12 protein-coding genes are annotated in these 11,315 nt (G+C 65.9%); 6 read left to right on the top strand and 6 right to left on the bottom strand.

The features are described 5' to 3' along the window. Positions 1-46: 46 nt before the first annotated feature. A complete protein-coding gene (locus tag ACO07J_RS17380) occupies positions 47-268 on the bottom strand; it encodes a hypothetical protein (protein ID WP_422031258.1) in 222 nt (73 codons plus the stop codon). 337 nt (positions 269-605) lie between these two features. Here ACO07J_RS17380 and ACO07J_RS17375 point away from each other — a divergent pair, with 337 nt between their 5' ends. Beyond that, positions 606-1,295, top strand: coding sequence for an NUDIX hydrolase (locus tag ACO07J_RS17375; RefSeq protein ID WP_350130774.1), 690 nt, complete (start codon positions 606-608; stop codon positions 1,293-1,295). Between the two features lie 157 nt (positions 1,296-1,452). On the opposite strand, the gene ACO07J_RS17370 is transcribed toward ACO07J_RS17375, so the two are convergent. The 5 genes from ACO07J_RS17370 to ACO07J_RS17350 all read right to left on the bottom strand — a co-directional run bounded on the left by ACO07J_RS17370 (position 1,453) and on the right by ACO07J_RS17350 (position 5,962). After that, on the bottom strand, positions 1,453-2,151 hold the full coding sequence (locus tag ACO07J_RS17370; protein ID WP_422031256.1) for an ABC transporter ATP-binding protein: 699 nt from the start codon (positions 2,149-2,151) through the stop codon (positions 1,453-1,455). Next, complete coding sequence (locus ACO07J_RS17365; protein WP_422031254.1) at positions 2,144-2,890, bottom strand: ABC transporter ATP-binding protein; 747 nt, start codon at positions 2,888-2,890, stop codon at positions 2,144-2,146. The genes ACO07J_RS17370 and ACO07J_RS17365 overlap by 8 nt, the downstream gene beginning before the upstream one ends. Then, complete coding sequence (locus ACO07J_RS17360) at positions 2,883-3,851, bottom strand: branched-chain amino acid ABC transporter permease (RefSeq protein WP_422031252.1); 969 nt, start codon at positions 3,849-3,851, stop codon at positions 2,883-2,885. The genes ACO07J_RS17365 and ACO07J_RS17360 overlap by 8 nt, the downstream gene beginning before the upstream one ends. A gap of 4 nt (positions 3,852-3,855) precedes the next feature. After that, on the bottom strand, positions 3,856-4,725 hold the full coding sequence (locus ACO07J_RS17355; RefSeq protein WP_422031250.1) for a branched-chain amino acid ABC transporter permease: 870 nt from the start codon (positions 4,723-4,725) through the stop codon (positions 3,856-3,858). An 85-nt stretch (positions 4,726-4,810) separates the two neighbouring features. Further along, complete coding sequence (locus ACO07J_RS17350) at positions 4,811-5,962, bottom strand: ABC transporter substrate-binding protein (RefSeq protein ID WP_422031248.1); 1,152 nt, start codon at positions 5,960-5,962, stop codon at positions 4,811-4,813. 172 nt (positions 5,963-6,134) lie between these two features. Here ACO07J_RS17350 and ACO07J_RS17345 point away from each other — a divergent pair, with 172 nt between their 5' ends. The 5 genes from ACO07J_RS17345 to boxC all read left to right on the top strand — a co-directional run bounded on the left by ACO07J_RS17345 (position 6,135) and on the right by boxC (position 11,299). After that, the gene (locus ACO07J_RS17345) at positions 6,135-6,602 is read left to right on the top strand and encodes a DUF4863 family protein (RefSeq protein ID WP_422031246.1); all 468 of its coding nucleotides are present in this window, start codon (positions 6,135-6,137) and stop codon (positions 6,600-6,602) included. Positions 6,603-6,650: 48 nt separating this feature from the next. Next, on the top strand, positions 6,651-8,183 hold the full coding sequence (locus tag ACO07J_RS17340) for a benzoate-CoA ligase family protein (protein ID WP_422031244.1): 1,533 nt from the start codon (positions 6,651-6,653) through the stop codon (positions 8,181-8,183). Next, positions 8,183-9,004: an alpha/beta fold hydrolase gene (locus ACO07J_RS17335; protein ID WP_422031242.1), complete on the top strand. Its 822-nt coding sequence runs from the start codon at positions 8,183-8,185 to the stop codon at positions 9,002-9,004. Before ACO07J_RS17340 ends, ACO07J_RS17335 begins: the two co-directional genes overlap by 1 nt. A gap of 10 nt (positions 9,005-9,014) precedes the next feature. Beyond that, on the top strand, positions 9,015-9,461 hold the full coding sequence (locus ACO07J_RS17330) for a DUF309 domain-containing protein (RefSeq protein WP_422031240.1): 447 nt from the start codon (positions 9,015-9,017) through the stop codon (positions 9,459-9,461). A gap of 179 nt (positions 9,462-9,640) precedes the next feature. Continuing rightward, a complete protein-coding gene (boxC, locus tag ACO07J_RS17325; protein ID WP_422031238.1) occupies positions 9,641-11,299 on the top strand; it encodes a 2,3-epoxybenzoyl-CoA dihydrolase in 1,659 nt (552 codons plus the stop codon). The last annotated feature ends 16 nt before the right edge of the window (positions 11,300-11,315 follow it).

Genomic DNA, 11,315 nt, shown 5'->3' with positions numbered 1-11,315 from the left:
TTGGCGGGCCAGTTGCTCAGGGAGGGGAGGGAGGTTCAGGGATGGATCAGTAGCACTGCCACAGGGTGACCCAGTTGCCGTAGTAGTCGTAGACGGTGACCCATTCGCAGTAATAGGCGGTGTCGAAGCTTTCGGTCTCGGTGACGGTTTGCGAGGCGGCCGGGGCGGCGAGGGATGAGGTGTCGATGTCGAAGCTGTCGGAGATGGAGGCGTTTGCGGTGGCTGCGACGGTGGCGAAGAGGGCGGCGGTGATGAGTTTCTTGAACATTGTGTTGGTCCTTTCGGTGTGGTGTTGTGTTTGTGGCGTGATTGCCGTGTTTCGATGGTGTAGTTATGACACCAACAATAAGTGTTGTAAAGACACTTAATGGGCTTGCGGGGTGATGCTGACGTAAGTTATTGAAAATCAAGGATTCATTTTCGTGATTTTTCGAGCCAACGCGCAGTTTCGGGCCCATTGACTGCCGCGACTCGCCTCACCGGATCGCTCGGAAGCGGCCGATTCCCCCGCGTTTCCCGCTCCATTTCGCAAGGAATTGCCGCGAAAAGCGTGTTTACACCGCCAGCGCCCCTATATAGTGTCGGCAATACACATAGAGGTGAGCATGACCTATCAATACGAGTATCCGCATCCCGCTGTCACAACCGACACGGCGGTGTTTTCCATTATCGAGGGGCGGCTCAACGTGGCCCTGATCGAGCGGGGCGGGGAGCCCTACAAGGGGCATTGGGCCCTGCCGGGCGGGTTCGTCCAGATGGACGAGGACCTCGAGACCGGCGCGCGGCGCGAGCTGGCCGAGGAGGCCGGGGTGACGCCCGCGCAGCTGGAAGGGCTGCCGTTCCTGCAGCTGGGTGCCTATGGCCGGCCCGACCGCGATCCGCGCGAGCGGGTGATTACGGTTGTGTTCCTGACGCTGGTGCCGATGGACCGGCTGAAGCTGGTGGCCTCGACCGACGCGGCGCGGGCGGAGTGGTTTTCCTTCGATGCGCTGCCGGAGCTGGCCTTTGATCATGCGAAGATCCTCGAGGATGCGCGGCGCGCGCTGGCAAAGCTGGTGTCGACCGACCTGGGCGAGGATGCCTCGGTGGTGTTTTCGTTCCTGCCCGAGGAGTTCACCCTGTCACAGGCGCAGGTGGCCTTCGAGACGATCAAGGGCGAGCCGCTGGAGAAGCGGAATTTCCGCAAGTGGATCAATTCGCATTGGGATCTGGAAGATCTGGAGAAGAAGACCACCGGCGGGCGGCATCGGCCGGCGAGCCTTTACAAGCTGAAGGGGCCGCGGAAGGCGGCTTGACTGGGGGCAGGCGCCGCGCATCGGCGCGCCCTTGGCGCGGCGATCCGACGTTGGTGATGGGCAGTTTATGCCTGCCAAGTACATCCGTCACTCGAGCGTGGTGCTTGCGTCTGCCAAATCGCCGTGCCGTCGGGGCGGCCCGGCGATGCGCGGCGCCTCAGACCCCGAGCCAGCGCGTATGCGCCTCGTCATCCCTGGCCAGCGCAGCCGCATCGCCGCGCCAGACGATCTGGCCGCGGCCCATCAGGCTGATGTCGTCGGCGAGCCCGAGGGCGAAGTTCAGGTTCTGCTCGACCAGCAGGATGGTCAGACCCGACGCCTTCAGCTCCTTCAGCTTGCCGAAGATCTGCTGGATGATGATCGGCGCCAGCCCCTCGGTCGGTTCGTCGAGCATCAGGATGCGGGGTGCGGCCATCAGGGCGCGGCCCACCGCCAGCATCTGCTGCTCGCCGCCCGATAGCTCGTGCCCGCCATTGTTCAGCCGGTCGGCGAGGTTGGGGAAGAAGGCCACGACCTTCTCGACCGTCCAGTCCGACCCCGGCCCGGCCAGCCGGCCGGCGAGTTCGAGGTTCTCGCGCACCGTCAGGGCGCCGAAGATGTCCCGCGTCTCGGGCACGTAGGCCACGCCCATGCGGGCGATGTCATAGGGCAGCTTGCCCGAGATCTGCTGGCCGGCCAGCGTGACCCGGCCTGCCGTCACCGGCAGTTGACCGATCACCGATTTCAGCGTGGTCGACTTGCCCACCCCGTTCCGGCCCAGCAGCGCGTGGACCGTGCCCTCGCGCACCTTCAGATCGAGCCCGTGCACCACGCGGGTCTCGCCATAACCGGTCTCGATCCCTTCCAGCTCAAGCATCCTGCTGCCAGTCCCCCAGGTAGATGTCGCGCACGACCGGGTTGCCGCGCGTCTCGTCCGGTGTGCCCTCGAACACCACCTCGCCGAAATTCAGCACGGTGATCCGGTCGGCCACGTCGAAGGCGAGGTCCATGTCATGTTCGATGATCAGCACGGTGAGGTCTTCGGGCAGCGATTTCAGCAGCCGGTGGAAGCCCTCGATCATGGAGGGGCCGACGCCCGAGGTGGGCTCGTCCATGAGCAGGAGTTTCGGCCTTGTCGCCAGCGCGATGCCCACCTCGAGCTGCCGCCGGTTGCCGTAGGAGGCGGCCTTGACCGGCGTGTCGAGCAGGTCGGTGAGCGAGACCAGCTCGGCGGCTTCCTCGACCGCCTCCTTCACGCCCCGGTCGCGGAAGCTGTCCTTGACCAGCCAGGCGATCTTGCCCTGTGCGGCGGCGGCGGCCAGCGTCAGGTTCTCGCGTACGGTGAGGTCCTCGAAGAGGTTGTTCTTCTGGTAGCTGCGCGAGAGGCCCATGCGCGAGCGCTGGCTGACGCTCATGCCGGAGATCGAGGTGCCGCCCACGAGGATGTCGCCCGCCGTGGGCTTCAGCTCGCCCACCAGCAGGTTGAAAAGCGTGGTCTTGCCCGCGCCGTTGGGCCCGAGGATGACACGGCGTTCGCCCTTCTCCAGCTTGAACGAGACGTTGCGCGTGACCTGCAGCCCGCCGAAGGCCTTGGAGAGGTTCAGGACGTCAAGCATTCTGCGCCGCCCCCCTGGCCTTGCGCCGGGCCATCCAGTGCTCGATCTGGCCGTAAAGGCCGCGCCCGCCCGCCAGCACCGTGGCGATCAGGACGAGGCCCACGACGATGTGCCAGTGGTCGGTATGGCCGCTCAGCTCGTGCTTGAGCAGGACGAAGGCGATGGCGCCGATCATCGGCCCGATCAGCGTGCCGAGCCCGCCGAGGATCACCACGATCAGCGCCTCGCCCGACACGGTCCAGAACAGCAGTTCGGGCGAGATGTACTGGATATGCTGGCCCGCGATGATGCCGGCGACGCCCGCCAGCAGGCCGGAGAAGCCCATGGCGCGGGCGCGGTGGATGATGGTGCTGACGCCGATGGCGCGCATCCGCGGCTCGTTGGAGTGGATGCCGCAGAGGGTGCGGCCGAAGGCCGAGCGCATGACCCAGGCGGCGGCCACGTAGCAGAGCAGCACCAGCAACAGGGCGTAGAGCGCGAAGGGCAGCGACTTGTTCATGGCGATGCCGGCCCAGTCGAAATCGAACCGTGGCAGGCCGCCCATCCCGTCATCGCCGCCCAGCCAGCGGGATTTGAAGATCACGGTATAGGCCATCTGCCCGAAGGCGAGGGTGGCCATGATGAAATATATGCCGGTGGTGCGGGCGGTGATCCAGCCGACGACGGTGCCGAACACCGCCGCCGCCGCCAGCGCCGCCACGGCGGAGGGCAGGGCGGGAAAGCCCAGCTTGGCCGTCAGGATGCCGTAGGTGTAGGCCGAGACGCCCATGATGGCGCCGTGGCAGAGCGAGACCATGCCGCCGAAGCCCGCCACCACGTCGATGCTGATGGCGAGGATGGCGAGGATGGCGATTTCGACCACGATCTCGCGGGCGAAATAGCCGCCGTAGATGGCGTAGAGGGCCAGGGCCACGAGTGCGAAGACGAGGACGATGGAGCGGGTCGGGGTCTGGTGGAACATGGCCTCAGGTCCCTCGCGCCGGGATCAGCCCTTGCGGGCGCAGGACAAGGATGGCGGCCAGCAGCAGGTAGCTTGCCACCGCCGCGAAGCTTGGCAGGAAGGCCGCGCCGACGGTTTCGATCAGGCCGACGATGAGCGAGCCCGCGATGGCGCCCTGAAGGCTGCCCAGCCCGCCGATGACGACGACGATCAGCGTCGGGATCAGGATCGAGATGCCCATGCCCGTGGTGGCAGAGAAGACCGGCGCGGCGACCACGCCCGCGAGCCCCGCCAGCGCGCAGCCGACGCAGAACACCGCGAAGAAGAGGCGGCCCACGTTGATGCCCATCGCGGCGGCCATGTCGCCGTTCTCCACGCTGGCGCGGATCATCGCGCCGATCTGGGTGCGGGCCAGCACGAGCCACAGCACGGCCATGACCACCGCGCCGAGGCCGATGATGAAGAGCCGGTAGGTCGGGTAGGAGACGCCCAGCAGGTTCGAGGTGCCCGACAGCCCTGCCGGCGCGCTGAGCCCCAGCGCCACGTCGCCCCAGCCCAGCCGGGCGATGTCGAGGAAGACGAAGATCAGCCCGAAGGTGACCAGCACCTGGTTCATCGGGCCCGCCCCGCGCAGCCGGTCGATCAGGGTGAAGTAGAGCAGCGCGCCGATCGCCGTCACCCCCAGCGGGGCGAGGATGAACGCGCCCCAGTAGCTGCCGGTCAGGGCCGCTGCCGAGATGCCCAGGTAGGCGCCCATCATGTAGAGCGCCCCGTGGGCGAGGTTGACGAAATGCAAGAGCCCGAAGATCACCGTCAGCCCGATCGAGAGCAGGAACAGCAGCATCGAGTATTGCAGTGCGTTCAGGAACTGTAGAACCCAGAAACCCGCATCCATGACCGGCCCCTTTTCACCCCGGGTTGATCTGCAGAAACCTCGCCCCCGAACCCGCAATGGCCGGGGGCGAAATCGTGCGTGGCCGTCAGTCGAGCTGGCAGCCGTGCGGTTCGTCGCGGACGGCCTCGATCGTGCCCAGGATCTTCTGGGTCAGGCCGTCGCCTTCCTTCACCGTCTCGTAGATATAGACGTCGTGGACGATGTTGTTGGTGGCGGCGTCGATCTCGACCGGGCCGCGGGGGCTGTCGAATTTCAGGCCGCGCAGCGCCTTGGCGATGGATTCGCGGTCGCTGGCGCCCGAGTCGATGGCGGCCATCAGCGCCTTGGCGGCGTCGTAACCCTGGATGGTGAATTCCGACGGAGCCTTGTCATGGGCGGCCTTGTAGGTTTCGACGAAGGCGTTGTTGATCTCGTTGTCGACCGTCGGGACATAGTGCAATGCCGCGATCACGCCCACGGCTGCATCGCCTTCGGCGGCCACGTAGAGCGGCGAGGTCACGAAGCCCGAGCCGTAGAGCGGCAGGTCTTCCTTGAGGTCGAACGAGCCGTATTGCTTGACGAAGCTGATGGCTTCGCCGCCCGCGTAGAACACGAAGAGCGCCTCGGCGCCCGACGACTTGGCGTTGGTGAGGTAGGGGCCGAAATCGCTGGTCTGGCCGAAGGGCGTGAATTCGCCGCCGACGACCTCGCCACCGCCCTCGGTGAATTTCTGGGTGAAGGCCTCTACCATCTGGTGGCCGGCGGCATAGTCGGGGGCGAGGGTGTAGGCCGTCTTGACGCCCTGTTCGGCCAGCCATTCGCCCATCGGACCCGAAACCTGACGGTTCGAGAAGGAGACCCGCGAAATGTAGGGCGAACAGTTCTCGCCCGTCGCCTCGTCATTGCCGGCGTTGGCGACGATCAGCGGCACCTCGGCGCCATCGACGAAATCGCGCACGGCGCCCAGCACGCCCGAGGAGACGAGCCCCATGATCACGTCGACCTCGTCTTCCAGAACCAGCTTGCGGGCCTTGGCCAGGCCGACCGGCGGCTTGGCCTCGGTGTCTTCCTTGACGATTTCGAATTCGCCGGTGCGACCGGCCTCTTCCAGCGCCATGTTGAAGCCGAGGGTGATCTCGTTGCCGAGCGCCGCGTAGGTGCCGGAATAGGGCAGAAGCACGCCGACCTTGGTCTGTGCGCTGGCGCCTGTCACGGCGAGCAGTGATGCCGCCGCAGCGGCCAGAAACAGTTTCTTCATTGGTATCCTCCCTAACGATATCCTTCCCGAGACTACGGGCAGGTATCGATTCCTGTCTATGCAAAAAAGTGCAGATTGTAAAGGTGAATGTTGCAATATTGCGCAACAAGTGCATTATACGTCCAAACCGCTCTATTCGATTCTGTCGTGGCCAATTCGGGAGGAGGCGCGCATGTCGCAGGAACGTTTCGAGGCCCTGGTCGGCGAGGTGGCGGAGGCCATCGAGGGCAGGCCGCTCGATGCCGGTCTGGCCGGGTATCTTAACAGGACATGGCCCAAGGACGGGCCCGAATTCGCCGAGCTGCGCGAGCTTTGCGCCGAGGGCGAGCGGGAGGGCTGGCTGATGTCGCGCGAGGCAGGCGGCATCCGCTTTGGCCGGGCGGTGAAGCCCGGCGGCGCGGCGGGGGATTTCAGCGTCGACGTGGTGCGCATGAAGGACGTGCGCGGGCCGCATCACATCCACCCCACGGGCGAGATCGGCGCGGTGATGGGCCTTGACGGCCAGCCGCATTTCGACGGGTTCGCCGAGGGCTGGTATGTCTACGAGCCCGGCACCGACCATCACCCCACGGTGACCGGCGGCGATGCCTACGTGCTCTACCTGCTGCCGCAGGGCGCGATCGAGTTTACCGGCAAGTAGGCCGGGCACGCCGGGCCCCGCGCCCGGCGGACGGGAGGAGGACCGAAGATGAACGATAATGCCGCAGTCTATTTCGTGGACCGCCACATCGAGGAGGGCCGCGCCGACAAGGTGGCCTTCCGCGAGGCCGACGGTGCGAAGCGCAGCCTGACCTACGGGCAACTCGCCAAGGAGGCCGCCCGTTTCGGCGGGGCGCTGGAGCGGCACGGCGTGCGGCGGGAGGAGCGGGTCGCGATGATCGTGCAGGACCAGATCGAGTTCCCGGTGATCTTCTGGGGCGCGCTCAAGGCCGGGGCCATCCCGGTGCCGCTCAACACGCTTTTGTCGACGCAGGTCTATGACAGCATCCTCAGCGACAGCCGCGCCTCGATCCTCGTGGTGTCGCAATCGCTGTGGGAGACGGTGGCCCCGGCGGTGCAGGACAACCGCTACCTGCGCGCCGTGGTGGTGATCGGCGATGCGCCCGAGGGGTCCGAGAATTACCAGGCCTTCTGCAAGGGCGCGCCCGAGATCGAAACGGTCGAGGCCAGCGCGGACGAGCTGGCCTTCTGGCTCTACTCTTCCGGTTCCACCGGGGCGCCCAAGGGTGTGCGGCATGTCCATTCCAGCCTGCAGGCCACCGCCGAGTGCTTCTCGCGCGATGTGCTGGGGATCACCGAGGATGATACGGTCTATTCCGTCGCCAAGATGTTCTTTGCCTACGGGTTGGGCAATGCCATGTCCTTTCCGATGTCGGTGGGGGCGACCACGGTGATCGCCGCCGGGCGGCCGACGCCCGATCTGGTCTTCCGGATCATGAAGGAGGAGAAGCCGACGATCTTCTGCGGGGTGCCGACGCTTTATGCCGCGCTGGTGGCCGAGCAGGAGAAGGCGGGCACGAAGCCCGATCATCGCATCCGCCTCTGCACCTCGGCGGGCGAGGCGCTGCCGCGTGAGGTGGGCGAGCGGTGGCACCGCCTCTGGGGCGCGCATATCGTCGATGGCGTGGGCTCGACCGAGATGCTGCATATCTTCCTGTCGAACCGTCCCGACGACATCGTCTATGGCACCTCTGGCACGGCGGTGCCCGGTTACGAGGTGCGGCTGGTGGATGAGCACGACGAGGAGGTGGCCGAGGGCGAGGTGGGCGAGCTGCTGGTGCGTGGCCCGTCGAGCGCCGAGGGCTACTGGAACCGCCGGCACAAATCCATGTCGACCTTTGCCGGGCACTGGACCCGCACGGGCGACAAGTACGAGCGCACGCCGGAGGGGCGGTACGTCTATTGCGGGCGGACCGACGACATGTTCAAGGTCTCGGGCATCTGGGTCAGCCCTTTCGAGGTGGAGCAGACGTTGGTGGAGCATCCCTCGATCCTCGAGGCGGCGGTGATCGGCCGGGCCGACGAGCAGGACCTGATCAAGCCCGCCGCCTACGTCGTGCTGAAGGAGGGGGCCGAGAAGGTGGATGCCGAGACGCTGAAGGGCTTCGTGAAAGACAAGATCGGCATGTGGAAATACCCCCGCTGGATCGAGGTGGTCGACGAGTTGCCGAAAACGGCCACCGGCAAGATCCAGCGTTTCAAACTGAGGGAGAGCGCGTGATGGTCATCGACTGGAACGCCGGCAAGGGCACGCTGACGGCGGGTGGCAAATCGCTGGAATGGGCCGCGTTTGGCGCGGCGCCGGGCGAGAACCCCGTGATCGTCATGCTGCATGAGGGGTTGGGGTGTCTCGCCCTCTGGCGCGACTTCCCCGAGCGGGTGGCGCAGGCCACTGGCTGCCCCGTCTTCGCCTTTTCGCGGGCGGGCTATGGCCAGTCGGACCCGGCCGATCTGCCCCGGCCGCTGGATTACATGACGCGCGAGGCGGTCGATGTGCTGCCCGACGTGCTGGATGCGCTGGGCGAGGGGCCGGTGATCCTGTTCGGGCATTCCGACGGGGCGACGATTGCCGCCGAGTATGCCGGACGGGTCGAGGATTACCGGGTGCGCGGGCTGATCCTGATGGCGCCGCATTTCTTTACCGAGGAGATGGGGCTGGCCGAGATCGCCAAGGCGCGGGAGGCGTTCGCGACGGATGATCTGAAGGACCGAATGGCCAAGTATCACCGTGATCCCGAGGCGACCTTCCGGGGCTGGAACGACGCCTGGCTCGATCCCGGGTTCAAGGTTTGGAACGTGGCCGAGGTGATCGACTACCTGCGCATCCCGTCGCTGGTGATCCAGGGGCGCGAGGACCAGTATGGTACGCTGGCGCAGGTCGAGGAGGTCGAGACCCGCAGCTATGCACCGGTCGATACGGCCGTGATCGACGCGTGCCGGCACTCTCCGCACATGGACCAGCCCGAAAGGACGCTCGAGGCGGTGGCCGAGTTCACCGCGCGCCTGACCCGGATCGAGGCGGCGGAGGTCGAGGTCGCGTGAGCGGCGCGCCGTGAACCGCTCACCGGCATTGACCCTGCCGCCCCGGCCCTATCTTCCGGGTCAGACCGAGCGGCCCGACGAGGCGATTTTCGAGCCGCTGAAGGAGGGGCTTGCGCCTGCGATGACACCGCAGGAAATGGCGCAGAGCGCGGCGTTCCTCGGCGGCCGGGAGGCGTTTGCACAGGGCTATTTCTGGGAGGCCCATGAGCTGTGGGAGGCCGTATGGATGGTCCTGCCGCCTGCCAGCGCCGAGCGGCACCTGCTGCAGGGGCTGATCCAGCTGGCCAATGGCGGGCTGAAGGCGCGGATGGGCCGCGAGAATGCCGCCCGCCGGATCGCCGCACTGGCCGACACGGCCCTGCGCGAGGCCTTCCTGCAGGGGCAGGAGAGGCTGATGGGGCTGGGCCGTGCGGAGGTGCAGGAGATGAGGAATCAGGCGCTGAGATATGCTGGTTGAGGGTGTGTGCAAAATAATGCTAGATACGCTCGTGTCGGCACTCATATGCCGAAACTCAAAGAAATAAGGGGTTACATCGTGCATAAAACACGGGCTTTGCGGTTTACATGCCCACCCGTAAGCACTATGATGCAACTTAACGCACAAGCAGGATTGGCTCGAACCGGGAGGACGCCGCGGTGACCAAGATGATAGATTTCCGAACAGACCCGTCGAAATACCGCCACTGGCGTGTCGAGTATGACGGCGACGTTGCCAACCTCTTCATGGATGTCGACGAGGATGGCGGGTTGTTCGACGGCTACCAGCTCAAGCTGAACTCCTATGACCTCGGGGTCGATATCGAGCTGGCGGATATCGTCCAGCGGATGCGGTTCGAGCATCCGGAGGTGAAGGTGGTCGTCATGCAATCGGGCAAGGAGAAGGTGTTCTGCGCCGGTGCCAATATCCGGATGCTGGGCGGCGCGGCGCACAGCCACAAGGTCAATTTCTGCAAGTTCACCAACGAGACGCGCAACACCTATGAGGCCGCCGAGGCGGACTCGGGCCAGAAATACATCGCCGCCGTGAAGGGCTCCTGCGCGGGGGGCGGGTACGAGTTGGCGATCGCCTGCAATCACATCATGCTGACCGATGACAGCACGTCCTCGGTCGCGCTGCCCGAGGTGCCGCTTCTGGCGGTGCTGCCGGGCACCGGCGGGCTGACCCGGGTGACCGACAAGCGCAAGGTGCGCCGTGACCTGGCCGACGTGTTCTGTTCGATCGAGGAGGGCGTGCGCGGCAAGCGGGCGAAGGACTGGGACCTCGTCGACGAGGTGATCCCAAACTCGAAATTCGACGCCACGGTGCAAGAGCGCGCGAAGGAATTCGCCGCCGCCTCGAAGAAGGAGACCGGCAAGGGGATCACGCTGGGCCCCATCGACCGCACCATCGGCGACGACGGCTCGCTCACCTATTCGCTGGTCGAGGTGGAACTCGACCGCGACCGCCGCCGGGCGACGATCACGCTGAAGGGCCCCGAGGGTGACGCGCCGGCCGATGCTGCCGCGCTGGAGGGGCAGGGGGATCAATCCTACCTGCTGAAGCTCGCCCGCGAGCTGGATGACGCCATCCTGCACCTGCGCCTCAACGAGGCCGAGCTGGGCCTGCTGACCTTCCGCACCCAGGGCGACCCCGAGGCGGTGCTGGCGCATGAAAAACTGCTGCTCGACAACAAGGACAACTGGCTCGCAAACGAGATCCTGCTTTACTGGAAGCGCGTCCTGAAACGGATCGACGTGACCTCGCGCAGCCTTGTGGCGCTGGTCGAGCATGGTTCGTGCTTCGCCGGCGTGCTGGCCGAGCTGCTCTGGGCCGTCGACCGCTCCTACATGATGGAGGACGAATTCGAGGGCGACAACCGGCCCACAGCCACCGTCACCCTGAGCGATGGCAATTTCGGGCAATACCCGATGGGCAACGATCTGACCCGGCTCGAGACCCGCTTCCTTGGCCAGCCCGGCCACGTGGCGGAGCTGAAGGCCAAGACCGGCGAGCCGCTGGAGGCCGAGGCCGCCAAGGAGGCGGGCCTCGTCACCTTCGCCTATGACGATATCGACTGGGAGGACGAGATCCGCATCTTCATGGAAGAGCGCGCCTCGTTCAGCCCGGACGCGATGACGGGGATGGAGGCGAACCTGCGCTTTGCCGGCCCCGAAACGATGGAAACGCGGATCTTCGGGCGGCTGACCGCCTGGCAGAACTGGATTTTCAACCGGCCGAACGCCGTCGGCGAGGAGGGCGCGCTGCAACGCTACGGCAGCGGCCTGCGCGGCAAGTACAACATGGAACGCGTCTGACCGGCGCAACTGGGAG

It is taken from the genome of Roseovarius sp. (genome assembly GCF_965228755.1).
Taxonomy (GTDB): Bacteria; Pseudomonadota; Alphaproteobacteria; order Rhodobacterales; family Rhodobacteraceae; genus Roseovarius.
Note: the sequence above shows the minus strand (reverse complement) of the source record. Positions and strands in the feature narration are given on the sequence as shown.

What these genes read in the sequence shown, in the direction of transcription:
- ACO07J_RS17340 (WP_422031244.1), top strand. Translation starts at nt 6,651, where the DNA reads ATGAACGATAATGCCGCAGTCTATTTCGTGGACCGCCACATCGAGGAG.
- ACO07J_RS17355 (WP_422031250.1), bottom strand. Translation starts at nt 4,725, where the DNA reads ATGGATGCGGGTTTCTGGGTTCTACAGTTCCTGAACGCACTGCAATAC.
- ACO07J_RS17380 (WP_422031258.1), bottom strand. Translation starts at nt 268, where the DNA reads ATGTTCAAGAAACTCATCACCGCCGCCCTCTTCGCCACCGTCGCAGCC.
- ACO07J_RS17365 (WP_422031254.1), bottom strand. Translation starts at nt 2,890, where the DNA reads ATGCTTGACGTCCTGAACCTCTCCAAGGCCTTCGGCGGGCTGCAGGTC.
- ACO07J_RS17360 (WP_422031252.1), bottom strand. Translation starts at nt 3,851, where the DNA reads ATGTTCCACCAGACCCCGACCCGCTCCATCGTCCTCGTCTTCGCACTC.
- ACO07J_RS17350 (WP_422031248.1), bottom strand. Translation starts at nt 5,962, where the DNA reads ATGAAGAAACTGTTTCTGGCCGCTGCGGCGGCATCACTGCTCGCCGTG.
- ACO07J_RS17345 (WP_422031246.1), top strand. Translation starts at nt 6,135, where the DNA reads ATGTCGCAGGAACGTTTCGAGGCCCTGGTCGGCGAGGTGGCGGAGGCC.
- ACO07J_RS17370 (WP_422031256.1), bottom strand. Translation starts at nt 2,151, where the DNA reads ATGCTTGAGCTGGAAGGGATCGAGACCGGTTATGGCGAGACCCGCGTG.
- ACO07J_RS17375 (WP_350130774.1), top strand. Translation starts at nt 606, where the DNA reads ATGACCTATCAATACGAGTATCCGCATCCCGCTGTCACAACCGACACG.
- ACO07J_RS17335 (WP_422031242.1), top strand. Translation starts at nt 8,183, where the DNA reads ATGGTCATCGACTGGAACGCCGGCAAGGGCACGCTGACGGCGGGTGGC.